21 protein-coding genes are annotated in these 24,283 nt (G+C 62.5%); 12 read left to right on the top strand and 9 right to left on the bottom strand.

Going from position 1 to position 24,283, the window contains the following annotated elements:
• The first annotated feature begins 29 nt into the window (after positions 1–29).
• Both GOQ28_RS09870 and GOQ28_RS09865 read left to right on the top strand, forming a co-directional pair.
• Positions 30–785, top strand: coding sequence for a c-type cytochrome (locus GOQ28_RS09870; RefSeq protein ID WP_442862094.1), 756 nt, complete (start codon positions 30–32; stop codon positions 783–785).
• A gap of 9 nt (positions 786–794) precedes the next feature.
• Positions 795–2,102, top strand: a complete 1,308-nt coding sequence (locus tag GOQ28_RS09865; RefSeq protein ID WP_160356320.1) for a c-type cytochrome — start codon at positions 795–797, stop codon at positions 2,100–2,102.
• A gap of 11 nt (positions 2,103–2,113) precedes the next feature.
• On the opposite strand, the gene hprK is transcribed toward GOQ28_RS09865, so the two are convergent.
• The 8 genes from hprK to GOQ28_RS09825 form a co-directional block, all read right to left on the bottom strand.
• Entirely contained in the window at positions 2,114–3,040 is a 927-nt protein-coding gene (gene hprK, locus GOQ28_RS09860; RefSeq protein ID WP_160350436.1) for an HPr(Ser) kinase/phosphatase, read from the bottom strand.
• Between the two features lie 18 nt (positions 3,041–3,058).
• A complete protein-coding gene (locus GOQ28_RS09855) occupies positions 3,059–3,514 on the bottom strand; it encodes a PTS sugar transporter subunit IIA (RefSeq protein WP_160350435.1) in 456 nt (151 codons plus the stop codon).
• A 289-nt stretch (positions 3,515–3,803) separates the two neighbouring features.
• Positions 3,804–4,142 (bottom strand): ribosome hibernation-promoting factor, HPF/YfiA family, encoded by a 339-nt coding sequence (gene hpf / locus GOQ28_RS09850; protein WP_160350434.1) that lies wholly within the window; start codon positions 4,140–4,142, stop codon positions 3,804–3,806.
• Between the two features lie 156 nt (positions 4,143–4,298).
• The gene (gene lptB, locus GOQ28_RS09845; protein ID WP_160350433.1) at positions 4,299–5,090 is read right to left on the bottom strand and encodes an LPS export ABC transporter ATP-binding protein; all 792 of its coding nucleotides are present in this window, start codon (positions 5,088–5,090) and stop codon (positions 4,299–4,301) included.
• 30 nt (positions 5,091–5,120) lie between these two features.
• Positions 5,121–5,756, bottom strand: coding sequence for a lipopolysaccharide transport periplasmic protein LptA (gene lptA / locus GOQ28_RS09840; RefSeq protein ID WP_160350432.1), 636 nt, complete (start codon positions 5,754–5,756; stop codon positions 5,121–5,123).
• A gap of 2 nt (positions 5,757–5,758) precedes the next feature.
• Entirely contained in the window at positions 5,759–6,370 is a 612-nt protein-coding gene (gene lptC / locus GOQ28_RS09835) for an LPS export ABC transporter periplasmic protein LptC (RefSeq protein WP_160350431.1), read from the bottom strand.
• 13 nt (positions 6,371–6,383) lie between these two features.
• The gene (locus tag GOQ28_RS09830) at positions 6,384–6,986 is read right to left on the bottom strand and encodes a KdsC family phosphatase (protein ID WP_160350430.1); all 603 of its coding nucleotides are present in this window, start codon (positions 6,984–6,986) and stop codon (positions 6,384–6,386) included.
• 2 nt (positions 6,987–6,988) lie between these two features.
• Positions 6,989–7,978, bottom strand: coding sequence for a KpsF/GutQ family sugar-phosphate isomerase (locus tag GOQ28_RS09825; protein ID WP_160350847.1), 990 nt, complete (start codon positions 7,976–7,978; stop codon positions 6,989–6,991).
• A 117-nt stretch (positions 7,979–8,095) separates the two neighbouring features.
• Here GOQ28_RS09825 and purT point away from each other — a divergent pair, with 117 nt between their 5' ends.
• The 8 genes from purT to GOQ28_RS09785 all read left to right on the top strand — a co-directional run bounded on the left by purT (position 8,096) and on the right by GOQ28_RS09785 (position 17,408).
• On the top strand, positions 8,096–9,319 hold the full coding sequence (purT, locus tag GOQ28_RS09820; protein WP_160356319.1) for a formate-dependent phosphoribosylglycinamide formyltransferase: 1,224 nt from the start codon (positions 8,096–8,098) through the stop codon (positions 9,317–9,319).
• A 285-nt stretch (positions 9,320–9,604) separates the two neighbouring features.
• Positions 9,605–10,150: a GbsR/MarR family transcriptional regulator gene (locus GOQ28_RS09815; protein WP_160356318.1), complete on the top strand. Its 546-nt coding sequence runs from the start codon at positions 9,605–9,607 to the stop codon at positions 10,148–10,150.
• A 126-nt stretch (positions 10,151–10,276) separates the two neighbouring features.
• Complete coding sequence (locus tag GOQ28_RS09810; RefSeq protein WP_160350850.1) at positions 10,277–11,854, top strand: cytochrome ubiquinol oxidase subunit I; 1,578 nt, start codon at positions 10,277–10,279, stop codon at positions 11,852–11,854.
• Positions 11,855–11,869: 15 nt separating this feature from the next.
• Positions 11,870–13,021 carry a cytochrome d ubiquinol oxidase subunit II gene (gene cydB, locus GOQ28_RS09805; protein ID WP_160350851.1) on the top strand — a complete coding sequence of 384 codons (1,152 nt, stop codon included), beginning with the start codon at positions 11,870–11,872 and terminating at the stop codon, positions 13,019–13,021.
• Positions 13,022–13,051: 30 nt separating this feature from the next.
• Positions 13,052–13,186, top strand: a complete 135-nt coding sequence (gene cydX / locus GOQ28_RS09800; protein WP_160350852.1) for a cytochrome bd-I oxidase subunit CydX — start codon at positions 13,052–13,054, stop codon at positions 13,184–13,186.
• A gap of 23 nt (positions 13,187–13,209) precedes the next feature.
• Positions 13,210–15,117, top strand: coding sequence for a thiol reductant ABC exporter subunit CydD (cydD, locus tag GOQ28_RS09795; protein ID WP_160356317.1), 1,908 nt, complete (start codon positions 13,210–13,212; stop codon positions 15,115–15,117).
• A complete protein-coding gene (cydC, locus tag GOQ28_RS09790; protein WP_160356316.1) occupies positions 15,114–16,799 on the top strand; it encodes a thiol reductant ABC exporter subunit CydC in 1,686 nt (561 codons plus the stop codon). Before cydD ends, cydC begins: the two co-directional genes overlap by 4 nt.
• 54 nt (positions 16,800–16,853) lie before the next feature.
• A complete protein-coding gene (locus GOQ28_RS09785) occupies positions 16,854–17,408 on the top strand; it encodes an adenine phosphoribosyltransferase (protein ID WP_160356315.1) in 555 nt (184 codons plus the stop codon).
• A 69-nt stretch (positions 17,409–17,477) separates the two neighbouring features.
• Here GOQ28_RS09785 and ilvA read toward each other — a convergent pair whose 3' ends face one another.
• Complete coding sequence (gene ilvA, locus GOQ28_RS09780) at positions 17,478–18,986, bottom strand: threonine ammonia-lyase, biosynthetic (protein WP_160356314.1); 1,509 nt, start codon at positions 18,984–18,986, stop codon at positions 17,478–17,480.
• A 175-nt stretch (positions 18,987–19,161) separates the two neighbouring features.
• On the opposite strand from ilvA, the gene GOQ28_RS09775 reads away from it, so the two are divergent.
• Together GOQ28_RS09775 and GOQ28_RS09770 are read left to right on the top strand one after the other, a co-directional pair.
• The gene (locus GOQ28_RS09775) at positions 19,162–19,770 is read left to right on the top strand and encodes a YqaA family protein (RefSeq protein ID WP_160356313.1); all 609 of its coding nucleotides are present in this window, start codon (positions 19,162–19,164) and stop codon (positions 19,768–19,770) included.
• A 78-nt stretch (positions 19,771–19,848) separates the two neighbouring features.
• On the top strand, positions 19,849–23,808 hold the full coding sequence (locus GOQ28_RS09770) for a DUF3683 domain-containing protein (protein ID WP_160356312.1): 3,960 nt from the start codon (positions 19,849–19,851) through the stop codon (positions 23,806–23,808).
• Positions 23,809–24,283 lie beyond the last annotated feature (475 nt).

The raw sequence follows: 24,283 nt of genomic DNA, 5'->3' as shown, positions 1-24,283 counted from the left end.
TGCCAGTCCGTCCCTGTCGCGAGTTGAGTATGTGGAGGCGCTGCGCCCGCAGGCTGCTGGTTCTGTTGATAGCCTCGACTGGCTCGTTGGCCGTCGCGCAAGTGCCTGGCGCAGACCCCCACAGCGCCACTGCGCCGGGCGCCGCTGCGCCGCGGTTGGAGCCCGACACCATGCAGGCGCGCGTGGCCGCCTGTACGGCCTGTCACGGCCAGCAGGGCCGAGCCGGCACCGACGGCTACTATCCCCGTCTGGCGGGCAAGCCCAGCGATTACCTATACCACCAGTTGCTGAATTTCCGCGACGGCTTGCGGCAGTATCAGCCCATGACCCATCTGCTGACAGGTTTGCCCGACGCCTATCTGAGGGAAATGGCTGATTTTTTTGCCGAGCAGCATGTGCCGTATCCAGCGCCCGCGCGCCCAGCGGTATCAGCGTCCATGTTGGAGCGCGGCCGTGTGCTGGCTCTGAAGGGCGACGCAGCGCGAGGCTTGCCCGCCTGTGTGGCTTGTCATGGCGCACGGTTAAACGGGCTGGCGCCGGCGATCCCCGGATTGCTGGGGTTGCCACGCGACTATATCGGCGCCCAGATCGGCGGTTGGATCAACGGCTTGCGCCGGGCGGCGGCGCCAGACTGCATGGCCGAGGTCGCGCGCAAGCTGACGCCTGAGGATATCGGCGCCGTGTCAGCTTGGCTGGCCGCGCAGCCCGTGGTGGAACCGTACGTGCCTGATCCGACGGGGTCGGTCACCTTGCCTGCCGAGTGCGGCAGTCAGATGCAACACTGAGGCCCGTGCATGCGACGTTTTCTCAAAATAGCTGGTGGCATCGTGTTGCTGGCGTGCGTGGCGGTGCTGGCCACGCTGTACTGGATGGGCACTCGGGAGGGCGCTTCGACCGATACGGCAGACGCACCCACCGCGAGCACGCGCCCGCCGGTGGCGAACCCGTCCGAGGATACGCAACGCATCGAGCGCGGCCGTTATCTGGCCTTGGTGGGCAACTGCGCCGGCTGTCATACCGTCGCGGGTGGCCAGCGCTACGCAGGCGGCACCGCGATTCCGACTCCCTTTGGGACGCTGTACGGACCCAACATCACGCCGGATCCCGATGCCGGCATCGGCTCCTGGGATGCCGACGATTTCTGGCGCGCGCTGCACGCGGGCAAATCCAAAGATGGCACGCTGCTGTATCCGGCGTTTCCTTACACCGAATACACGCGGGTATCGCGAGCTGACTCTGATGCCCTATTCGCGTATCTGCGTACGGTGCCCGCGTCGCCACAACCCAGTCCGGCGCATCAGCTGAAATTCCCCTACGATCAGAGGGGATTATTGGCATTCTGGCGGGCCTTGTATTTCACTCCAGGCGGGCTGTCGCAGGATCAGGGCCAGTCGGAGCAATGGAATCGCGGCCGATATCTCGTCGAGGGCCTGGGCCATTGTGCCGCGTGCCATTCGCCACGCAACCGGTGGGGCGCGACGCAGGGCGGGCTGTCGGGTGCAATGATCACCGGCCTGGGTTGGTATGCGCCGCCATTGACCAATGAAGCCGACGGCGGCCTGGGCGACTGGTCCGCGCAGGATATCGCGACACTGTTACGCACCGGCATCGCTGCGCATTCCACAGCGCTAGGACCCATGGCCGAGGTAGTCGTCAACAGTTCCCAACACCTGACCCAGGACGACGCCTTGGCGATGGGCGTATACCTCAAATCATTGCCGGCCGGACCCGTGCCGACGGGCATCACCGCGCCGTCCACGGCGGTGATGACATTGGGTGCGAAGCTCTACGGGCAATATTGCGCCCAATGTCACCAGGAAACGGGCGAGGGCCATCCCGGCGCATGGCCGGCGCTGACGGACAACCCGACGGTGACGGCGTCCTCGCCGGTGAATGCGATACGGGTGTTGTTGGACGGCGGCTTTGCCCCGGCCACGGCAGCAAACCCTCGCCCGCATGGCATGCCGCCGTTTGGGCAGGTGCTAGGCGATAACGACATTGCCGCGCTGGTGTCCTATATCCGCGCCAGCTGGGGCAATCGCGCAGGGGCCGTGACGGCGTTTGACGTCAAACGCGTGCGAGACGGAGCCAGGGTCGATTGACCGTGGCCGCCTTAGCGGCTGTTCTGCAGGATAGCCATTGCCTGGCGTTCCATGAATTCGCCTAGCGTATCGATTCCTCGCAGCTTCAGGATCGTATTGCGCACCGCCGCCTCGACCAGCACCGCGAGGTTGCGGCCGGCCGCAACCTGCAGCATGACTTTGCGCACGGGCAGGCCCAGCATATCTTGGGTGATGTCCTGCAACGGCAGGCGTTCGAATTTGTCTTGTGCGGTGGCGCGCATCAGGTGCACGATGAGCTTCAAGCGCATTTTCCGGCGCACCGAGGTCTCGCCAAAAATCGTACGGATATCCAACAATCCCAGGCCGCGTACTTCCAGCATGTTCTGCAGCAGCGGCGGGCAGTGGCCCTCGATCATATTGGGCGCGATACGGGAAAATTCCACCGCATCGTCAGCCACCAAGCCGTGACCGCGTGAAATCAGCTCCAGCGCGAGCTCGCTTTTACCCAGACCGGATTCGCCGGTAATCAACACCCCCAGCCCCAGCACGTCCATGAAAACGCCATGCACGGTCGTGGTGGGAGCCAGCTTTTTGCTCAGATATATGCGCAGCAGGTCGATCAGCTGCGCGGCCGCGATGGGCGTGGATAACAGTGGGACTTGATGCTGTTCGCACTGGGCGACCAGATCTGGCGGAGGCTTGCGGTCGTCGGCGAGCAAAATAGCCGGCACGCCACCCAAGAGCAGTTCGTCCATCAAGCTGGCGCGGCGGCGCTTGTCCATGCGCTCGTAATAGGCGATTTCTTCCTCGCCAAATACCTGGACGCGCGACGGGTGGATCAGATTCAAGTGCCCGACCAGATCGGCCGCTGCCATGCCGTCGTCGGGAATCGCACGCTGCGCCGCGGTCTGACCTGCAATCCAGCTAAAGGGGATGTCCCCTATGTTGTCGTCGATCAGATCCTGCACGGTCAGCATGGGGGTCGTCCTGCGGGGTCAGCGTTGGCCGGTAGTCAGCATGCGGTGGACCTCGTTGGGGTCCTTCTCGGTCGCCAATGCCTCGCGTAGGGCCTTGTTGGACATGAGGTGTGCCAGCTCGGCCAGGATGTCCAGGTGCTGCTGCGTGGCCGCCTCGGGCACCAGCAGGCACATCAGCATCGACACCGGTTCGCCATCGGGGGCGTCGAACGCGATAGGCTGGGACAACCGTAAAAACGCCGCCATCGGCGATTCCAGGCCTTTGACCCGGCCATGCGGCACCGCGACTCCCTGACCGAGCGCGGTGGATCCCAATCGCTCGCGAGAGAACAGGCTGTCGAACACAACCGTTCGGGCCAGACCATGGTGATTTTCAAAAAGTAGCCCGGCCTGCTCGAATGCCCGTTTCTTACTAGTGACGGCCAGGTCGAGCACGATGTTGCCGGCGGGGAGAATGCGCGACAAATGATTCATGCGGTCATTATAGGGTGTTATGCCGCAGTGCAAAAAATCACTGCGATCGCGAACCTGTACAAGTACGAGAGCATAGTCGGATACTCGCCCAAAAGGAAAGAGGCGTTTTCAACCGAGTTGCACGTTTTGAGGGGGGAAAGGGGAGGGAGGTTCTTGCCGATGCCCCGATCAAGTCTCATGAAACTTGCGGGACACCGGTGTCTGTGTGATCCAATTTGGATCATAAAAGCGCTGGCACTCAGAGCTCGGGCACCTGCAGGTGCGAGCTATGCGATGCTATGCAGCTTGACTATGCGGTAGGCGGCGCAACGACGTCGACTTGGCGCCTCACGGAGTCCGCACTAAAGCTTTGCAGCTTGTCTTTGTGTTTAATGACCTGGCGATCGACTTTGTCGACCATGAGGTCGATGGCTGCATAGAGGTTTTCATCCACCGCTTCGCAGTGAATATCCTTGCCACGCAGTCGCATGGTGATTTCGGCAGTATGCCGCAGGGGCTCTACTGAGAGCATGACCTGTGTGTCGATCACATTATCGAAATGCCGCAAAACTCGCGCCAGCTTGTTCATGACATATTCCCGGATGGCCGGGGTGACGTCGAGGTGACGACCGCAAATGCTCAGGTTCATAGTGCGCTCTCCTTCTAGATCAAAGAGAAAAGGTGCGCTTAACGCGCGGGAAAATGGATAACAACGTCTCCTATGCAAAAGGTTGGAATCAAACTCTCTGACTACTAGTGTATCGACTCTGGGGAGTATTACAAGTTCACTGCAAACCCCCAAGCGTTACATACGGAAATGCTCACCCAGGTAGACGCGTCGTACCGCCGGGTCACCCACGATTTCGTCCGGGTGACCGTCGGTCAGGACCTTGCCTTCGCTGATGATGTAGGCACGGTCGCAAATGCCGAGCGTCTCGCGCACGTTGTGATCGGTGATCAGCACGCCGATATTGCGGCTTTTCAAAAAGCGTACGATGCGCTGAATTTCGATCACGGCAATGGGGTCCACGCCCGCGAAAGGTTCGTCCAGCAGGATAAAGCGCGGCCGAGTCGCCAGCGCACGCGCGATTTCGACGCGGCGACGCTCCCCGCCCGATAGCGATATCGCAGCGCTGCCGCGGATATGACCGATCTGCAATTCGTCCAGCAAGGCTTCGAGCTGTTCGCGGATCTGCGCCTCGTTGAGCGATTTGCCTTGCGCATCCAGTTGCAGTTCGAGCACGGCGCGGATGTTTTGCTCTACGGTCAGGCGGCGAAACACCGATGCGTCCTGAGGCAGATACGACAGGCCCATGCGCGCGCGTTTATGAATCGGCATGGCCGTAATGGGGGCGCCGTCGATTTCGATACGGCCAGCGTCGGCCGGCACCAACCCCACAATCATGTAGAAACTGGTGGTCTTGCCGGCGCCGTTGGGGCCGAGCAAACCCACCACCTCGCCACTGGACACAGACAGCGAGACATCCTGCACCACGGTGCGGCCGTTATAAATCTTGCGCAGCCCGGTGGCGCGCAAACTGCCCTGTGTGACCCCGGAAGCAGTGGTGGAAGAAGAGGTCGTGGGGAGTTCGATCATTGATGCGCCACTGTGAAAGACGGTGAGGAATTAGCCATTTTGTTGGGCGTTTTTGGGGCCCTTGCCCGCGCGGCATTCGGCCGCGGCGGCATCGGCCTTGGCGCGCGGTTCGACCACCGAACGCACGCGTCCGCCAGGCGCAGAGGAGTTCGCTCCGCCTTGCGCCGAATACGTGCCGGTCTTCTCGTTGTAGCGTACCCGTTCGCCACGAATGGTGTCGAACGGTTTGCCGCAGATAAAGCGCGTGACGACGGCCTGGCCGATAAGATCGAACTGGCTTTTATTGCTGTCATATTCCGCGCGCAGGCCTTTGCCTTCGATGACCTCGTAGGTCTCGGGACGTTCCTGACGGATGGTTACGACTTTGCCCTTATTGGCCTTGGCCGTGCCGAGCTGGTTGCCGGACTCGTCTTCGCGCACTTCGAGGTCATCGGCCGTGAGCCTCATGAGCCCGCGCGTGAGCACGACATTGCCCGTAAAGACGCTTTTGCGATTGATGTCGTCGTACTGCAGCGTGTCCGACAAAATCATGGTGCTGGGTTCTTCGGCGGGTTTGTCTTGCTGCTGGGCATGCGCGCTCGCGCCCACGCCGAGCGACACTGCCGTCAAGAACAGCGCGCCCAGGCGCGCGAGTCGATGGTCTGAGAAGGTCCGGAGGTCGCTCATGATCAGTCTTGGTTGGCGCCGTCACGAGGACGGCTGCGTGTTTCGGAGCCAGCAATTTCCACGTCGGTGGACGCGGATACCTGCAGTTGCCGGGTTTTGTTGTTGTAGTGCATGCCGGTGCCACTCATGCGGGAATTGCCCTTGAGCACGACAGCGGGCAGTTCGGTATAGATCACATCCTCATCGGGCACGATGATGAGTTGTTCGCTGCGCACATCGAGCGCATCGTTTTTCGCGTCTGCTTGGCGCACCACATGCGCCTGCCCGTTCATGACGATGCGCTTGCCGCCGCTTTCCATCACGGCCGTATTCGCCGTGCCGACGGTCAGCGGATTGTCCAGGTGTTGGCCGATCGCGCGTGGCGCCTCGACATGATAGGAGTCATCGTCGGGAAAGTGTTCGACGTAGTCGCCTTCCATGCGGTTGATGGGCCGGCCAGTCTGATCGGTGCGCAACATGACGAAGTTGCGGCCCCAGGAGTCCATTTCGTGGGTAAGACGGCGCGGCGGATCGATCGGAATCGCGCGTTGTGCGTAATCGGCCGCCCACCACGTGCCCGCCACCAGCGTGATCAAGATAACGAGAGCGATGAGCGCGGGGAGACGTTCTTTCATTGCAGATCGCGTGTTACTGAATCGCGCCAGAACCGAGCAGGCCCGGCGCGCTCATGAATGCGCCCAGGCGGCCCTGAGCGGCGAGCAGCAGGTCGCAGCATTCTCGCACCGCGCCGCTGCCGCCGGGGTTGGTGGCGATCCAGTGAGCGGCCTGCGTGACGTAGCCCGGGGCGTTCGGTACGCTGGCCGCAAAGCCCACACGTTTCATCGCAGGCAAGTCGATGATGTCATCGCCCATGAATCCCGTCTGCGTGAGGTCGAGGTTGTGGCGCTGAGCAAGTTCGGTCACCGCGGCCGATTTATCGCGGATGCCTTGCATCACGTCGGCGATGCCGAGCTCGGCCGCGCGCCGCGCCGCGATGGGGCCGGATCGGCCAGTCACCAGCGCGACTTTCAATCCACCCTCTATCAGCAAACGCAGTCCATGGCCGTCGAGGGCATGAAAGCGTTTGAATACTTCGCCGTTTTCGCCGTAGTAGAGGCTGCCGTCGGTCAGCACGCCATCGACGTCGAACACCATGAGGCGCACGTTCGTGGCCCTCTCACGAATCGCGGGGGCAACGCGCGCCAGCACCAGGGCTTCGGCGGGGTGGGGGGTGCTACGGGGAAGGGTCATCGTCATACTACCTTGGCAGCCATCAGATCATGCATATGCAAAGCGCCCAGCAGGGCGCCGTCGGCGTCGACGACCAGCATCTGGTTCAGACGCTGTTCGTCCATCAGGCGCGCGGCGTCGACAGCGAGCGCATCGGGGCCGATGCTGCGCGGCGAGCGGGTCATGCCCTGGGCCACCGTTAGACTACGGATATCCCCAAGGCGTTCAATCAGACGGCGTAAGTCGCCATCGGTAAAGATTCCAACCGGCTTGCCTGATGAATCTACCACGATGGCCATTCCCATGCCTTTGGCCGACATTTCCTCGAGCGCGGGAAACAGGGCGGAGTCTTCCTTGACCAAGGGCAGGGCGGGGCCTTGGCGCATGACGTCGCGCACGTGGGTCAGCAGACGGCGGCCCAGCGTGCCGCCGGGGTGTGACCGGGCAAAGTCCTCGGGACCAAAACCGCGTGCTTCCAGGCATGCCACGGCCAGCGCGTCGCCCAGGGCGAGGGCCACCGTGGTGCTTGCGGTGGGCGCCAGATTGAGCGGACAGGCCTCTTGCGCCACGCTGGTATCCAGGTGCAAATCGGCCAGGCGCGCCAATTCGGATTGCGGGTTGCCTGTCATGGCCACCAGCCGTGCGCCCATGCGGCGCGCCACCGGCAAAATGGTCAGCAGTTCCTGGCCCGAGCCCGAATGCGAGATCGCGATTAACACATCGTCGCGGGTCACCATGCCGAGGTCGCCGTGGATGGCTTCGGCGGCGTGGACGAAAAAGGCGGGGGTGCCGGTAGAAGCCAGCGTCGCGGCGATCTTGCGCGCGATATGGCCGGTCTTGCCGATGCCGCTGACCACCACACGGCCGCGGCAATTCAGCAATAGCTCCACCACGCGCGTGAAATCGGCGTTCAGGCGCGCGGAGAGGTCGGTGATCGCTTGCGCTTCGATATGCAGCGTGCGACGCGCCGAGGCAAGCGCCATGTCGGGCGAGAGAGTAGGATGATCGGTCATGGGGCGGATTTTAATCGCAGGACGCCCAGAGTTGCTGTGACTTGGCGGCTATGGCATGCTCACGGCGCGAAAATCGCGCCTCAATCCGTTCATTCTCATTCCCACAGGTTTTCAATCATGTCCACCGTCCCCGCGCCCGTGCTCGGCACGCCCCTGTCCCCCTCGGCCACCCGGGTCATGTTGCTAGGCGCCGGCGAGCTCGGCAAAGAGGTCGTGATCGCCTTGCAACGCCTGGGCGTGGAAGTGATCGCGGTGGATCGCTACGCCGATGCGCCCGGCCACCAGGTCGCGCATCGCGCGCATGTGATCCCGATGACCGACGCCCAGGCCCTGCGGCGCGTGATCGAGGAGGAACGTCCTGATGTGGTGGTGCCCGAGATCGAGGCGATCGCCACTGACGTTCTGGTCGAGCTGGAAGCCGCCGGCGCGGTGCGCGTCACGCCCACGGCGCGCGCGGCGAAACTGACCATGAATCGTGAAGGCATTCGCCGTCTGGCCGCCGAAACGCTGGGCCTGCCGACCTCGCCCTATCGATTCGTCGACAGCGAGGCCGAGCTGCGCGCGGCTATCGACGAGGGCATCGGCTACCCCTGCGTGGTCAAGCCGGTGATGTCTTCCTCGGGGAAAGGCCAGTCTGTCATCCACGGGCCGGACGATATCGCGTCGGCTTGGCAATATTCTCAAGAAGGCGGCCGGGTGGGTGCGGGCCGCATTATTGTCGAGGGATTCATCCGTTTCGATTACGAGATCACGCTCTTGACCGTGCGGGCTCGCGGCGCGGACGGGCAAATCCAGACGCAATTCTGCGAGCCGATCGGCCATCGTCAGGTCGATGGCGATTATGTCGAGAGCTGGCAGCCGCATCCTATGTCGCCGGTCGCGCTGGAGCGCGCGCGCGAAATCGCGCGGGCGATCACCGGCGAGTTGGGCGGCATGGGCGTGTTTGGTGTCGAACTCTTCGTCGCGGGCGATCAGGTGTGGTTCTCCGAAGTCAGCCCGCGTCCGCACGATACGGGCATGGTGACCATGATCACGCAGTCGCAAAGCGAATTCGAGCTGCATGCGCGTGCGTTACTGGGTTTGCCGGTGGACGCGTCGCTGCGCCAGCCGGGGGCTAGCAGCGTGATCTATGGCGGTGTGGAATCGCGCGGCGTGAGCTTTCACGGGTTGGCGCAGGCCTTGTCGCCGGGCACGGACGTGCGCCTGTTCGGTAAGCCCGAATCCTTCGTCAAACGCCGTATGGGCGTGGCGCTGGCGGTGGACAGCGATGTCGAAGCGGCACGTGAAAAAGCTAAACGCGTGTCTTCCTCGGTGACGGTAAAGGCTGCGTCCGGCGAGTGACGCGAAGCAATCGCCGCTCGGCACGACGGCCTCGTTAACGAGGGCAGAGTCGTGTCGAGGCGATTGCCATGAAATAACGTGTTTTTTTGATCTTTGTCATTGCATCGTCGTTTGTCGGTCAAAATCCGCGAACTTCTCTCTTCGGCGGTCGTATCATCTCGGCCGTGACACCTTCCCCTTCCTGATTTCTAGCTCGCTTTGGTAGCGCAGACGCGCATGCTGTTTGCCTTGTCATTCGGTTTGTTCGATAATTTCAGAAATTCCTGAAATTAGAGTAACGAAATTATGCCGCTCAGCCCTCAGACCGAACGATTTGTCCTGCACTTTGGCGAAATGGGCAGCCGTTGGGGCGTCAATCGCACGGTGGGGCAGATGTACGCCTTGCTGTTCTTGTCGTCCCGGCCGCTGAACGCTGACGACATCGCCGAGGCGCTGGGGTTTTCGCGATCCAACGTCAGCATGGGGCTCAAGGAGCTGCAGTCCTGGCGCTTGGTGAGGCTGGTGCATCAGGTTGGCGACCGGCGCGATTACTTCGACACGCCGAAGGACGTTTGGGAGATCTTTCGCATCCTCATGGAGGAAAAGCGCCGCCGCGAGATCGACCCGACGCTCACCCTGCTGCGCGACACCTTGCTTGAGTCGCCCTCGGGCGAGTCGGAGGTCTACGCCCAGCGGCGCATGAAGGAAATGCTTGAGCTCATCGAGTTGACGACCGGGTGGTTTGACGAGGTGCATGACCTGCCGCCCGAGACGCTCAAACGTTTGATGAGCCTGGGTACGAAGGTGCAGAAGGTATTGGATTTTGCCGGCAAGCTGCGGGGCCGGGACTGACGCCGCAGCGCATCAAGAGAATTGCCATGAAGTCGTTTTATCTGTCCCGATCCACAAGGGACATCCGTTATGCCGGCGCGAGCGCCAGCGTTTCGGTGATGGTCGTCATTCGTTCAGGAGTGGATCATGGTTGACCTGGACGTTGTTGACCTGTCGCGGCTGCAGTTTGCCGCGACGGCCATGTATCACTTCATCTTCGTACCACTGACGCTGGGCCTGTCGTTCATTCTGGCCATCATGGAAAGCGTCTACGTCATGACGGGCCGCGACATCTGGCGCCGCATGACGATGTTCTGGGGCACGCTGTTCGGCATCAACTTCGCGCTGGGTGTGGCCACGGGCGTGGTGATGGAGTTCCAGTTCGGGATGAACTGGTCCTACTACAGCCATTACGTGGGCGACGTGTTCGGCGCGCCGCTCGCGCTGGAAGGGCTGATGGCGTTCTTCCTTGAGGCCACCTTTGTCGGTCTGTTTTTCTTCGGCTGGAACCGTATGTCGAAAGTCAGTCACCTGGTGGTGACCTGGCTGGTGGCGTTCGGAACGAACTTTTCCGCGCTGTGGATCCTCGTGGCCAACGGCTGGATGCAGAACCCGGTGGGTGCGGTATTCAATCCCGACACGATGCGCATGGAGATGACCGACTTTGCCGCGGTGTTCTTCAACCCGGTGGCGCAGGCTAAGTTCGTGCACACGGTCAGCGCCGGTTATGTCGCGGGCGCCATGTTCGTGATGTCGGTCAGCGCCTGGTATCTGCTGCGCCGTCGGCATGTGGATCTGGCCAAGCGCTCGATGGCGGTTGCCGCGAGCTTCGGGCTGGCGGCCTCGCTGTCGGTCGTGGTGCTGGGTGACGAGAGCGGCTATCTGACGACCGAGCATCAAAAGATGAAGATCGCCGCCATGGAAGCCATGTGGCATACCGAGCCCGCGCCGGCCAGCTTCAATTTGTTCGCGATCCCAAATCAAGAAGAGCGCAAGAACGATTTCGCGATCGAGATTCCCTACGTCATGGGGATTATCGGTACGCGTTCGTTGACCACGCCGATGCTGGGTATTGATGAGTTGGTGCATCGCGCCGAGGGTCGTATCCGCCAAGGCATCGTGACCTATGAGGCGATGCAGCGCTTGCGCGCCAATCCCAGCGATACCGAGGCCCGCGCCACGGTGGAAAAGGGCTGGCCGGATCTGGGCTATGCGCTCTTGGTCAAGCGGTATCAGCCCGATTTGAGCAAAGCCACCGATGCCGATATTCAGCAAGCGGCGGTGGATACCATCCCGACGGTCGCGCCCCTGTTCTGGGCCTTCCGCATCATGGTCGCGGCTGGTATGTATCTGATTGCCTTCTTCGCGGTGGCGTTCTGGCTGGCGTCCAAGGGTCGTTTGGATCGCCGTCCGCGCTTGATGAAGATCGCGCTGTGGAGCTTGCCCGTGCCATGGATCGCGATCGAGGCGGGCTGGTTCGTGGCGGAGTATGGCCGTCAGCCTTGGGTTATCGAAGGGGTGCTGCCGACCTACTATGCCGCCTCCGGTCTGTCGTTCGTGGATCTGGTGACGAGCCTGACGATATTCCTGGTGCTCTACACCGTGTTGTTGATCATCGGCGTGAAGGTCATGCTGCATGCGATCAAGGCGGGTCCGAAGTCGGATAAGCCCGCGCACCGTTCGTCGCAAGCCGACCCGGTCGCGGTCGCCGCAGAAGCAGTTTAAGTACGGAGTTCGCACGTGGAATCATTAATACCTTTGGATTACGCGACGCTGCGCGTCGTGTGGTGGGCGCTCTTGGGCGTGCTGTTGATCGCCTTCGCGGTGATGGACGGCTTTGACCTGGGGATCGCGGCGTTGCTGCCGGTGGTCGCGCGCACTGATGTGGAAAGACGCGTTGTGATCAACGTCGTCGGGCCGGTGTGGGAAGGCAACCAGGTGTGGCTGATCACGGCTGGCGGCGCGATCTTTGCGGCATGGCCCTTGCTGTATGCGGCGTCGTTCTCGGGCTTTTATCTGGCCATGATGTTGGCGTTGATCGCGCTCATCATTCGCCCGGTGGGCTTTAAGTACCGCAGCAAGATGGAGGGCACGCGGTGGCGCAACACGTGGGATGGTTTGCTCTGCGCATCGGGGGTGCTGGCGGCGCTGGTGTTTGGTGTGGCCATGGGCAATCTGATCGTGGGTGTGCCGTTCGGCTTCGACGCCAACACGTTGCGGCCGGAATACTACGGGCATTTCTATCAGCTGTTCAGTCCGTTTGCCTTGTTGGCCGGCGTGGTCAGTGTGTTGATGCTGATCATGCACGGCGCGGTGGTGTTGGCCTGGCGCACGGAAGGCGCGGTCGCGATGCGCGCACGCCGTGCTGGACAGATCACGGCGCTGCTGACCGCGGTGTTGTTCGTGGTGGGTGGCTTCGTGGTGGCCGGGATGGACGGGCACGTGATCGAAAGCGGCGTGAACTTCATGGCCGCGTCCGACCCGGCGCTCAAGACGGTCGCCGTGCAGACGGGCGGCTGGTTGGCTAATTTCGAGAAATGGCCGCTGGCCTGGGCCGCGCCGGCGTTAGGGGTGGGCGGCGCGCTGCTCGTGGCGATGTTGATCGGCACGCGGGCATACTGGCTGACCTTTATTCTTTCGTCGGCGGCGGTATCGGGCATCATTCTGACGGTCGGGTTGGCGCTTTTCCCGTTCCTGATGCCTTCGTCGACGGCGCCGCGCTTTGGCTTGACGGTTTGGGATGCCTCGTCCAGCCCGCTGACGTTGTGGATCATGTTGCTGGGTGTGGTATTTTTCCTGCCCATCATCACGGCCTACACCGCCTGGGTGTATCGGGTCATGCGGGGTAAAGTCACGGCCGAGACGGTCTCGGGCACGCCTAATTCCTATTAAGATTCAACCCCTCGATGGGAGCATAAACAGATGTGGTATTTCTCGTGGATTCTGGGCTTGAGCCTGGCATGCGCGTTCGGCATCGTGAACGCGATGTGGTTCGAGCTGCGCGAAGGGGCCGAGCATGACCCCGAACGGTTGGATAAAGCTGCCGTGCACTCGTGACACAGCCCCAATCTGATGCTGTGATGAAGGCGTCCGTGATCGCAGCGGTCACGGCGCCGACGACCGACGCCGCCACCGACGCAGACCCTGCTGTCGTTGGCGGCGCGTTGCCGCGTGAGCACACGCGCTGGCTAAGCGCGCAGGCGCGGATCCCACGCGCGGCGCTGACGCTGGCCGTAGCGGCGCCGTTGGTGGGTGGGGTGCTGTTGCTCGTGCAGGCCTGGTTGCTGGCGCGCGTGCTGGATGCGGCCATCATGGGTGATGCCCCGCGCGCCGCGTTGATGGGCGATATTGGCATCATCGTGGCGTTGATTGCGGTCCGGGCGCTGTTGACGTGGGTGAGCGAGCGGGCAGGAGCACGCGCGGCCGAGGGGGTCAAACAAACCATACGCCTCGCGCTTTTTGATCGCATGATGGCGCTGGGGCCCACGTGGACCCGGTCGCGGGTGTCGGGCGAGCTGGCCAGCGCGGTGGTGGATCAGGTCGAGGGACTGGACGGTTTCTTTGCGCGCTATCTGCCTTCGGCTGTGTCGGCGGCGATATTGCCGCTGGCGTTTGGCTTGGTGTTGTTGCCATCGGATTGGATTGCCGGACTGCTGTTGCTGGTCACCGCGCCGCTGATCCCGATGTTCATGGCGCTGATTGGCTGGGGTGCCGAGGCGGCTAGCCGCCGTCATGTGCGCGCGATGGCGCGACTGTCTGGATTTTTTGCCGACCGCCTGCGCGGATTGGCGACGTTGAAGCTGTATGGCCGCGCGCAAGCCGAGGCCGCGCTGGTGGGTAGCGCGAGCGAGGCAATTCGTCAGCGCACGATGTCGGTGCTGCGTATCGCGTTTCTGTCGTCGGCCGTACTGGAGTTTTTCGCCGCGCTCGGTGTGGCGGGCATGGCCGTGTATTTCGGACTGACGTATTTAGGTTTCCTGGACCTGCGTGCCTCGCCGCTGACGCTGCACGCGGGGTTTTTCTGTTTGTTGATGGCCCCGGAGGCTTATGCGCCGCTGCGTCAATTCGCAGCGCATTATCACGACCGCGCGACGGCGCGCGCGGCGGTAGCGCAGATCGCGCAGGCGTTTGAGGGGCTGCCGGATACGCAAGGGGGCGAGGGTGCACCGAATCAGGGGAAGCGAACTGGCGTGGGGCAAGCAACCGTAGCCGCCGGGAACGTTGGGCGAAGAACGTCGCACGATATATCGCAGGGCGCCTCGCACGAGATGGTTTCGTCGCGTACGGCCATGCCTGCGGCGACGCCCCGACATGAAACGCCGGCCGCAGGCATGACGTTGCGTTTACAGGCATTGACGATTCACACCCCGGATCGTACGCGTCCTGTCTTGCAGGCGGCTGAGCTCGCCATGTCGGCAGGTGAACATGTGGTCTTGATGGGCGAGAGCGGCAGCGGCAAGACGACGCTGCTTGAGGCGCTGACGCGCATGCGGAGCAGCGAAGGGCATATCGAGCTCGATGGGGTCGTATTGGCGGATTGGGATGAGGCCGCCTTGCGTGAGCGGGTGGCGCTGATCGGGCAAAAGCCCTTTCTGTTTGCCGGCAGTATTGCCGACAACATCCGGCTGGGCAGGCCGGCGGCGACGGATGATGAGGTTCTTGAGGCGGCACGACGTGCCCAGGTGCTGGCATTCGCGGACGCGTTGCCGGCGGGTTTGGCGACGCTGCTGGGGCCGCGCGGGCGCGGGCTTTCCGGGGGGCAGGCACAGCGTGTCGCGTTGGCGCGTTTGTTCTTGCGCGATCCCGCCTTGATCTTGTTGGATGAACCGACTGCGCACCTGGATGAAGCCACGCAAGCGCAAGTGTTGGAGGCGATTCTGGATTTTGCCCAAGGGCGAACCCTTATCCTGGCCACGCATGCGTCTAGTGTCGCGCAGCGGCTGGCGCGCGTTGTGCGGCTGGTCGATGGCAAGCTGGAGGCGGCATGAAGGCTCTGTGGCGTTTGCTGCCTGCTGTTTACCGCCAACGTAGCGGCGCGCTGCTGGGCGCGTTAACGCTTGCGTTGATCACGATCGTGGCCGGGGTAGGGCTATTGGGCGTGTCGGGCTGGTTCCTGAGTGCGGCGGCCGTCGCGGGAGCGGGTGCGGTATTTAATTTGTTCGTGCCGTCGGCGTTGGTGCGTTTGCTGTCATTCGTTCGTATTGCCGCACGATATGCCGAACGGTTGGTGGGGCATAGCGCCACGTTGCGCTTGCTGACTGATCTGCGTCGTCAGGTGTTTAACGCGCTGGTGGGGCTCACACCACGACAGCTGAGCCGCTACCGCGATGGCGATCTGGTTGCACGTTTGACTGGGGATGTCGATGCGCTGGACACGGTATTTCTGAATGTATTGACTCCCATGCTGACGGCGGCGCTGGCGTCGGCCGTGCTGGCAGTGGTGGTAGGTGTCTGGGTGCCCGCTGCCGGATGGATACTGGCAGCCGCGATGCTCGTGGCATGTCTGGTGATTCCGGCGTGGCTGGCGCGGGCAGCGCGTGCCCCCGGCCGTGCGTTGCAGGAAAGTCAGGCGGCATTGCGGGCGACGACGCTGGAGGCCGTTGAGAGTCACGCGGACCTGATCGCTTTGAACGCCACCAGTGAAGTGCGTGATGCGTATGCTCGTCACTGTGCGGCCTCCGGGCGTGCCCGCGAACGTCAAGTCGGCTTGGCCGCGAATGGCGCGTGGGTCGTGCAGATCCTCGCCGGCCTGTGTGTGCTGGCCGTACTTTGGTTTGGTTTGGATGCCTTGGCACAAGAACGCTTGAGCGGACCGTTGCTGGCAGGTTTACTGCTGGCGGTGCTGGGTCTTTTTGAAGTGGCGGGTCCGTTGATGCGCGGCGCGGCGCGCCTGGGCGCCTCGGTGAGCGCGGCTCAACGTATCCTGACGCTGACCGAGCAGCATCCCGATCAGCGCGATCCGGCACAGGCGATCGCGTTTCCCGAACGCGGCGACATCGAATTCGACCGCGTGACCTTTGCGTATCCGTTGGCCAATGGCGAACCCGGGCAGCCAGTGCTGCGCGAGCTAAGTTTGAGCATTGTTGCGGGCGAACGCGTTGCGATCTCGGGGCCGAGTGGCGCGGGTAAATCCACTTTGCTTCAGCTTTTATTGCGTCTGGAAGACCCGCAGGCCGGCAGTGTGCGGTATGCAGGCGTCGCGTTGCGCGATGGCGCGATGGCCGAACTGCATCGCCGCATCGCGTGGCTGCCGCAGGATGCGCCGGTGTTTCTCGGCACGCTGCGTACGAATTTGTTGATCGGTGACGCGCAGGCCGATGACGACGCGCTATGGCGCGCGTTGGATGCGGCCAAGCTGGGCGAGTTCGTGCGCAGCTTGCCCGAGGGGCTGGATACTTGGGTGGGCGAGACGGGCGCCAGCCTGTCGGTGGGGCAGGCGCGCCGCCTGTGCCTGGCGCGCGCCTTGCTGACATCGTGTCCCGTGCTGGCGTTGGACGAACCCACCGCGGGCTTGGATGAAGCCGCGCAGGTCGCGTTCTTTACCGACTTGGCGGCCGCGGCGCGCGGGCGCACGGTGGTGCTGGTCACGCACGCCAAATTGCCACCGGGCGCCGTGGACCGACAGTTGGTGTTGAGAGATGGCGTGCTGGCGCCACACTCGCTGGCCTAACCGCGGGCGCCCGGGTATAGTTCGCCTTGCATTAATTTTCCCCGGGGCACGCCCATGCAGACCGACTCCGTCGAACTCATCCGGCGCACTATCCGCAGCATTCCCGATTGGCCTCGCCCCGGTGTGATGTTCCGCGACATTACGCCGCTCTTGCAGGATCCGCGCACGTTTCGCGTGCTGATCGATTTATTCGTTTATCGCTATATGCGCCAGCGCCTCGATTTGGTCGCTGGCGTGGACGCGCGCGGATTCATTATCGGCAGCGTGCTGGCTTACGAATTGAATCTGGGCTTTGTGCCGGTGCGCAAGAGCGGCAAGCTGCCGTTCCAAACCGTGGCCGAAGAGTACGCGTTGGAGTATGGCAACTCGAAAGTCGAGATGCACACCGATGCAGTGCGTCCGGGTCAGCGGGTGTTGCTGGTGGATGACCTGATTGCCACGGGTGGCACGATGATGGCGGCGATCAAGTTGCTGCAGCGGCTGGGTGCCAATGTGGTCGAGGCGGCGGCGATTGTAGATCTGCCGGATTTGGGCGGCTCGGCCAAGATCGCGACCACGGGCACGCCATTGTTCACGGTCTGCCGTTATGACGGTGCGGACGACAACTGAGTAGCGATTCGCCGCGCTGCACAAATAAATATGCCCGCATTGGCGGGCATATTGTTGCGTTGATTGGGGTTAGAGGAACAGCTTGTACGCCGGATTGTCGGTCTCGTTCCAATGCGGGTAGCCCAGCTCCGCGACAAACTGCTTGAAAAGCTTTTTGTCCGCCGGCGGAACCTGAATCCCGATCAAGATACGGCCATAGTCCGCGCCCTGATTGCGGTAGTGAAACAGGCTGATGTTCCACTCGGGGTTCATGGCGTTCAAGAAACGCATCAGCGCGCCCGGGCGTTCCGGGAATTCAAAGCGATAGAGCAGCTCGTTGTTGGCCAGCGTCGAGCGGCCTCCAACCATATGGCGCAAGTGGGTCTTGGCCATTTCGTCTTGCGTCAGGTCCAAGGTGTCAAAACCGTGGCGACGGAAGTTGGCGGCGATTTTCTCGGGCTCATTGGGTGAACTGATCTGCACGCCGACAAACACGTGCGCGCGCTGGGCATCCGAGATCCGATAATTAAACTCGGTCACGCTGCGGTTGCCGACCAACTCGCAGAAGCGGCGGAAACTGCCGCGCTGTTCGGGCAGCGTGACGGCGAAAATCGCCTCGCGCATTTCACCGACTTCGGCGCGCTCAGCCACGAAGCGCAGACGATCAAAGTTCATGTTCGCGCCGCAAGCGATGGCGACCAGCGTTTTACCTTTGAGCTTGTTGGCGGCAGCGTATTGCTTGGCGCCCGCGACGGCCATGGCACCCGCGGGTTCGAGCACGCTACGCGTGTCGGTAAACACGTCCTTGATCGCCGCACAGATCGCATCCGTATCGACCACGACGAAATCATCGACATACTTGCGCGTCAGGCGGAAGGTCTCGGCGCCGACCATTTTCACGGCCGTACCGTCGGAAAACAAGCCGACATCGTTCAATTGCACCCGGCGGCCCGCGCGCACGCTGCGCATCATGGCGTCCGAGTCCTCGGTCTGTACGCCGATGATCTTGATTTCGGGGCGCAGTTGCTTGACATAGGCCGCTACGCCCGAGACGAGACCACCGCCGCCGATGGCGACGAAAATCGCTTCAATCGGTCCTGGATGTTGGCGCAGAATTTCCATCCCCACGGTGCCCTGACCGGCAATGACATCGGGGTCATCGAAGGGGTGGACGAAGGTGAGTTTCTCTTTCTTTTCCAGCGTCAACGCGTGGTTGTAGGCGTCGGTAAAGCTCTCGCCAGCCAGGACGACCTCGCCGCCCAGGCTGCGCACGGCGTCGACTTTTACCTGCGGGCTGGTGGTGGGCATCACGATGACCGCGCGGCAGCCCAGCCGGCGCGCGGCCAGCGCCACCCCTTGCGCATGGTTGCCGGCCGAGGCCGCGATCACGCCGCGTTGACGCGCCGCGTCCGTCAGATTCGCCATCTTGTTGTAGGCGCCGCGCAGCTTGAAGCTGAAAACGGCCTGAGTATCTTCACGCTTGAGCAGAACCGTGTTCGAAATTCGCTGAGACAGGCGGGTAGCGGGTTCGAGAGGGGATTCGACAGCGACGTCGTAGACCTTGGAGGTCAGTATGCGTTTTAGATAATCTTCGGACATGATGGCGTAAACAGCCGGGGTGAAAACAGCGTCGGCCAGATTACCACAGCCATTCACCCTCACGGCCTAGACAGGATACACTGCCGCGCTGCCCGAGGCGGGAAAGACTCTCCAGCTTGCTCGGGTATCCCATGCTTGGCCGCGAGGCCGCGTGCAGCGCATTACCGGGAAACTCATGGAACAGACTCTACTGAATGCGGTTCATAGTTTGTTGGCCCTGCTGGCGCTACCGACCATCGGCTTGCCGGCTATTTTCTTGATCAGCCTGATTTCGGCCACCTTGCTACCCCTGGGGTCGGAGCCCGCGGTGTTTGGCTATGTGAAGTTGGCCCCCGACATGTTCTGGCCGGCCGTGATCGTAGCGACGGTGGGCAATACGATAGGCGGCATGATCAGCTATGCCATGGGTCTGGGCGCGGCGCGCGCGATGGACCGGTGGCGGGAAAAGCACGCCGCCGGCTTAGGTGCGGCCGGCGCAGGTGCGGCCGGCTCAGGTGCGGCCAATCTGGACCAAGATGGCGACCCTGCCCAGGGCACGTTAAAAAGCCCGCATTCCGCCACCCGCGACCGCTGGCACCGTTACGCCGACCGGTGGTTAAGCCGCCTCGGGCCCCCGGCATTGTTATTATCCTGGTTGCCTGCGGTCGGCGACCCCTTGTGCGCCGTGGCCGGCTGGTTGCGTCTGTCCTTTTGGCCCTGCGTGGTCTATATGGCGATCGGCAAATTCGCCCGTTATGCGGTGATGACGGCGGGGCTGCTGTGGTTTTTCCCTCAGACTCTGTAGCGGCGTCTGGCCCTGCGCCGGGCAATTTTTGCGCGATGTCATAAAATAGCTCTTTAAGGGCCCACTCCTCGTCTGTTCATGAACGCCCCTCTCCCCAGTCAGATCCTTGCCGAGGCGCTCTCGCCTGCTGCCAACGCGCGTCTGCGCGAAATTCCGTACAACTACACCTCGTTCTCCGATCGTGAAATCGTCGGCCGCCTGCTGGGCGAAGACGCTTGGCAATGGGTGAGCGACCTGCGTGGCGAACGCCGCACGGGCCGATCCGCGCGGATGTTGTACGAAGTCCTGGGCGATATCTGGGTGGTGCGGCGCAATCCGTACCTGCAGGACGACCTGCTGGAAAATCCCAAGCGCCGCAAGCTGCTGATCGAGGCCCTCCATCACCGTCTGGCCGAAATCGACAAGCGTCGCGAGCCGAATTCGCCCACCGAGCCGGGGCACGACCCGGAGCGCGACCACAAGGTCGTCGAGTTGCTGGCGCGCGCGCGCTCGGCCATCGCGGCATTCGAGAGCGAATTCGACCAGACCGCCCATCTGCGCAAGCAGGTGCAAAAGGTTCTGGGCCGCATCACCGCCAAGGACAACATCAAGTTCGACGGCTTGTCGCGTGTGTCGCACGTCACGGACGCGACCGACTGGCGGGTGGAATATCCGTTTGTCGTGCTGACGCCGGATAGCGAATTGGAAATCGCGGCGCTGGTGCGCGGCTGTATCGAGCTGGGCCTGACAATTGTGCCGCGTGGCGGCGGTACCGGCTACACGGGTGGCGCGATTCCGCTGACCTGGAAGTCGGCCGTCATCAATACCGAGAAATTCGACACGCTAGGCGCGGTCGAAACCTGTATTTTGCCGGGCCTGACCGAACCTGCCGCCGTGATTTATGCCGGCGCCGGTGTGGTCACCAAGCGCGTGTCCGAGGCCGCCGAGCAGGCCGGCTACGTATTCGCCGTGGACCCGACCTCGGCCGAAGCCTCCTGTGTGGGCGGCAATATCGCCATGAACGCGGGCGGCAAGAAAGCCGTGCTGTGGGGTACCGCGCTGGATAACCTCGCCTGGTGGCGCATGGTCGATCCGGACGGCAACTGGCTGGAAGTCACCCGTCTCGAACACAATCTGGGCAAGATCCACGACGTCGATGTCGCGCGCTTTGAACTGAAATGGTTCGACGGCGCGGCCAAGCCGGGCGAAAAGTTGCTCAAGACCGAGACGCTGGAAATCGCCGGTCGTGTGTTCCGCAAGGAAGGCCTGGGCAAAGATGTGACCGACAAGTTCCTCGCCGGTCTGCCGGGTGTGCAGAAAGAGGGCTGCGACGGCCTGATCACCTCGGCTCGCTGGGTGTTGCATCGCATGCCGCGCCATACGCGCACCGTGTGTATGGAGTTCTTTGGCCAGGCACGTGATGCGATTCCGTCGATCGTCGAGGTGAAGAACTACCTCGACGGCGAAGGCCGTGAGCGTGGCGCGATTCTCGCGGGTCTGGAGCACCTGGACGAACGCTATCTGCGTGCCGTCGGCTATGCGACCAAGAGCAAGCGCGGCACCTTGCCCAAGATGGTGCTGATTGGCGATATCGTGGGCGATGACGAGGACGCGGTGGCCGTGGCGGCCAGCGAGGTCGTGCGTCTGGCCAACACGCGTCACGGCGAAGGCTTCGTGGCCGTGAGCGCCGAAGCCCGCAAGAAATTCTGGCTGGACCGCTCGCGCACGGCCGCCATCGCGCGTCACACCAACGCCTTCAAGATCAATGAAGACGTGGTGATTCCGCTGTCGCGCATGGGCGAGTACACGGACCACATCGAACGCATCAATATCGAGCTGTCCACGCGCAACAAGCTCAAGCTGCTCAATGCGCTGGAGGCTTATTTGTCCGAGCCGCTGCCCGTGGGCAAGGCCGAGGACGAAGACGACGAGCTGACGCGCAGCGAGACGCTGGCCGAGCGTACGCAGCACGCCTTAATGCTATTGACGACGGTGCGCCGTCGTTGGCAATGGCTGCTGGACAATCTGGATATGCCGCTGCGTCAGGCGCTGCCGGATCTGGCTGGGCTGGGGCTCACTTCGCTGCAAGGCGCGTTGGCCGATCGCGTGGCCGCGCAGCCGGATGCGCGCGTGTTCGATGTGGTGCAGGACCACACCATACGCGTGTCGTGGAAGACCGAAGTGCTCGCGCAGCTACAGCAGGTGTTCGCCGGCGCGACGGGCAAGCACATCGTCGATGAGCTCCGTGCCATCCACGCCCGTGTGTTGAAGGGCCGCGTCTTTGTCGCGCTGCACATGCACGCGGGCGACGGCAACGTTCACACCAATATCCCGGTCAACTCCGACGACTACGAAATGCTCACCGAGGCCCACCAGGCGGTGGACCGCATCATGCAGATCGCGCGCGATCTGGATGGGGTGATTTCGGGTGAGCATGGTATTGGCTTGACGAAGTACGAATTCCTGACCGAGGCGGAGCTCGCCCCGTTCCAGGAATACAAGCGCCGCGTCGATCCGAACGGGCATTTCAACGCCGGCAAACTCATGCCGGGCGCGGATTTGCGCCATGCGTGGACGCCGAGCTTTGGCTTGATGGGCCATGAATCGCTCATCATGCAGCAAAGCGATATCGGGGCGATTTCGGAATCGATCAAGGACTGCTTGCGTTGCGGTAAATGCAAGCCGGTCTGTGCCACCCATGTGCCGCGCGCGAATCTGCTGTATTCGCCGCGCAATAAGATCCTCGCGACCTCGTTGCTGATCGAGGCTTTCCTGTACGAGGAACAGACCCGCCGTGGCGTGAGCCTGAAGCATTGGGAAGAGTTCGAAGACGTGGCCGACCACTGCACGGTCTGCCACAAATGCTACAACCCGTGCCCGGTGGATATCGATTTCGGCGATGTGTCGATGAACATGCGCGCGGTGTTGCGCAAGATGGGGCGCAAGTCGTTCAATCCGGGCACCGCGGCTGCGATGTTCTTCTTGAACGCCAAGGACCCGGCGACGATTAACGCGACGCGCAAGGCGATGGTGGGCGTGGGCTATAAGGCGCAGCGCATGGCCAACGATTTGCTGTCGTCGTTTGCTCGCAAGCAGACTGCGCATCCGCCGGCCACGGTCGGCAAGCCGCCGATGCGTGAGCAGATTGTGCACTTCGTCAACAAGAAGATGCCAGGCGGTCTGCCCAAGCAAAGCGCGCGCAAGCTGCTGGATATCGAGGACGCGAACTACGTACCCATCATCCGCGATCCGAAGACGACCTCGGCGGATACGGAGGCGGTGTTCTATTTCCCCGGTTGCGGATCAGAGCGTTTGTTCTCGCAGGTGGGGCTCGCCACGCAGGCGATGTTGTGGCATGCGGGTGTGCAGACGGTATTGCCGCCGGGCTATCTGTGCTGCGGTTACCCGCAACGCGGCAATGGCATGACGGACAAGGCCGAGCAGATCATCACGGATAACCGGGTGCTGTTCCACCGTGTGGCGAACACGCTGAACTATCTGGACATCAAGACCGTGGTGGTGAGCTGCGGCACGTGTTATGACCAGCTGGCCGGTTATGAATTCGAGAAGATCTTCCCGGGTTGCCGGTTGATCGACATTCACGAATATCTGCTGGAAAAAGGCATCAAGCTCGATGGGGTGACTGGTGCGCGCTACGTGTATCACGATCCCTGCCATACGCCGATGAAGCTGCAGGACCCGATGAAGACCGTGCGTTCGCTCGTGGGCGAGGGCGCGATCAAGACGGATCGTTGTTGCGGCGAGTCAGGCACGCTGGCGGTGACGCGTCCGGATGTGTCGACGCAGGTTCGATTCCGTAAGCAGGAAGAGCTGCAGAAGAATCAGAAAGCGGTGCGCAAGGATGGCTATACCGGCGAGGTGAAGGTGCTGACGTCTTGCCCGTCTTGCTTGCAAGGACTGTCGCGGTATGAGGGTGATACGGCTATGGAGGCTGACTACATCGTTGTTGAGATGGCGCGGCATATCCTGGGTGAGCAGTGGATGCAGGAGTATGTGCAGCGGGCTAATGCGGGTGGGATTGAGCGGGTGCTTGTCTAGCTTGCCTGCTTGCCCGCTTGGCTGGTGGCCTGGCGGGGCGTCGTGTGTGGGGGGCCTATTAGGTCGCCGGTTGCGGTTGCGTGCTTTTGGTCGTCGGCGCGGGGTGCGCGGGCGGTTGGGGCTTCACGAGGTCGGTCCGGCGCGCGGGCGCCGGACACCGCGTCGCTCGTCTCGTCCGCGCCTTCGCGCTCCCTTCGACTTCCGCTCGCTCGACCTCGAGGCGCCCCAACCGCCCGCGCACCCCGCGCCGACTGGCGTTAGCTCGGGTTCGCGGCGTTGGCGGGGAGGGTGGTTTGCTTGGCATTTTTGCCGGCGTGGTTTCGCTATGAAGGACTTTGCGGGGCTGCTAAAACGGGGCGCCCTGCGCGCCCCGTTTTAGCGATCGGGCAGGTTGTCGTTCAAGGTGGGTTTCATTTGGAATGGGCGGATCGAGTGTGGTAGCAGGGGCAGCGTCATTTGTGGCCTGCTTTCTTTA

Source organism: Bordetella sp. 02P26C-1 (assembly GCF_009763255.1).
Classification (GTDB): Bacteria; Pseudomonadota; Gammaproteobacteria; order Burkholderiales; family Burkholderiaceae_B; genus Bordetella_A.
The sequence above is the reverse complement of the archived record's forward strand: the minus strand, read 5'-3'. Positions and strand labels throughout refer to the sequence as shown.

Excerpts from the sequence above, each read along its gene's own strand:
- purT (WP_160356319.1), top strand. The coding sequence starts at position 8,096 with ATGTCCACCGTCCCCGCGCCCGTGCTCGGCACGCCCCTGTCCCCCTCG.
- cydC (WP_160356316.1), top strand. The coding sequence starts at position 15,114 with ATGAAGGCTCTGTGGCGTTTGCTGCCTGCTGTTTACCGCCAACGTAGC.
- GOQ28_RS09825 (WP_160350847.1), bottom strand. The coding sequence starts at position 7,978 with ATGACCGATCATCCTACTCTCTCGCCCGACATGGCGCTTGCCTCGGCG.
- lptB (WP_160350433.1), bottom strand. The coding sequence starts at position 5,090 with ATGATCGAACTCCCCACGACCTCTTCTTCCACCACTGCTTCCGGGGTC.
- lptC (WP_160350431.1), bottom strand. The coding sequence starts at position 6,370 with ATGAAAGAACGTCTCCCCGCGCTCATCGCTCTCGTTATCTTGATCACG.
- lptA (WP_160350432.1), bottom strand. The coding sequence starts at position 5,756 with ATGAGCGACCTCCGGACCTTCTCAGACCATCGACTCGCGCGCCTGGGC.
- GOQ28_RS09865 (WP_160356320.1), top strand. The coding sequence starts at position 795 with ATGCGACGTTTTCTCAAAATAGCTGGTGGCATCGTGTTGCTGGCGTGC.
- GOQ28_RS09870 (WP_442862094.1), top strand. The coding sequence starts at position 30 with ATGTGGAGGCGCTGCGCCCGCAGGCTGCTGGTTCTGTTGATAGCCTCG.
- hpf (WP_160350434.1), bottom strand. The coding sequence starts at position 4,142 with ATGAACCTGAGCATTTGCGGTCGTCACCTCGACGTCACCCCGGCCATC.
- GOQ28_RS09810 (WP_160350850.1), top strand. The coding sequence starts at position 10,277 with ATGGTTGACCTGGACGTTGTTGACCTGTCGCGGCTGCAGTTTGCCGCG.
- cydX (WP_160350852.1), top strand. The coding sequence starts at position 13,052 with ATGTGGTATTTCTCGTGGATTCTGGGCTTGAGCCTGGCATGCGCGTTC.
- GOQ28_RS09855 (WP_160350435.1), bottom strand. The coding sequence starts at position 3,514 with ATGAATCATTTGTCGCGCATTCTCCCCGCCGGCAACATCGTGCTCGAC.
- GOQ28_RS09770 (WP_160356312.1), top strand. The coding sequence starts at position 19,849 with ATGAACGCCCCTCTCCCCAGTCAGATCCTTGCCGAGGCGCTCTCGCCT.
- ilvA (WP_160356314.1), bottom strand. The coding sequence starts at position 18,986 with ATGTCCGAAGATTATCTAAAACGCATACTGACCTCCAAGGTCTACGAC.
- GOQ28_RS09830 (WP_160350430.1), bottom strand. The coding sequence starts at position 6,986 with ATGACCCTTCCCCGTAGCACCCCCCACCCCGCCGAAGCCCTGGTGCTG.
- hprK (WP_160350436.1), bottom strand. The coding sequence starts at position 3,040 with ATGCTGACCGTGCAGGATCTGATCGACGACAACATAGGGGACATCCCC.
- GOQ28_RS09815 (WP_160356318.1), top strand. The coding sequence starts at position 9,605 with ATGCCGCTCAGCCCTCAGACCGAACGATTTGTCCTGCACTTTGGCGAA.
- GOQ28_RS09785 (WP_160356315.1), top strand. The coding sequence starts at position 16,854 with ATGCAGACCGACTCCGTCGAACTCATCCGGCGCACTATCCGCAGCATT.
- GOQ28_RS09775 (WP_160356313.1), top strand. The coding sequence starts at position 19,162 with ATGGAACAGACTCTACTGAATGCGGTTCATAGTTTGTTGGCCCTGCTG.
- cydD (WP_160356317.1), top strand. The coding sequence starts at position 13,210 with ATGAAGGCGTCCGTGATCGCAGCGGTCACGGCGCCGACGACCGACGCC.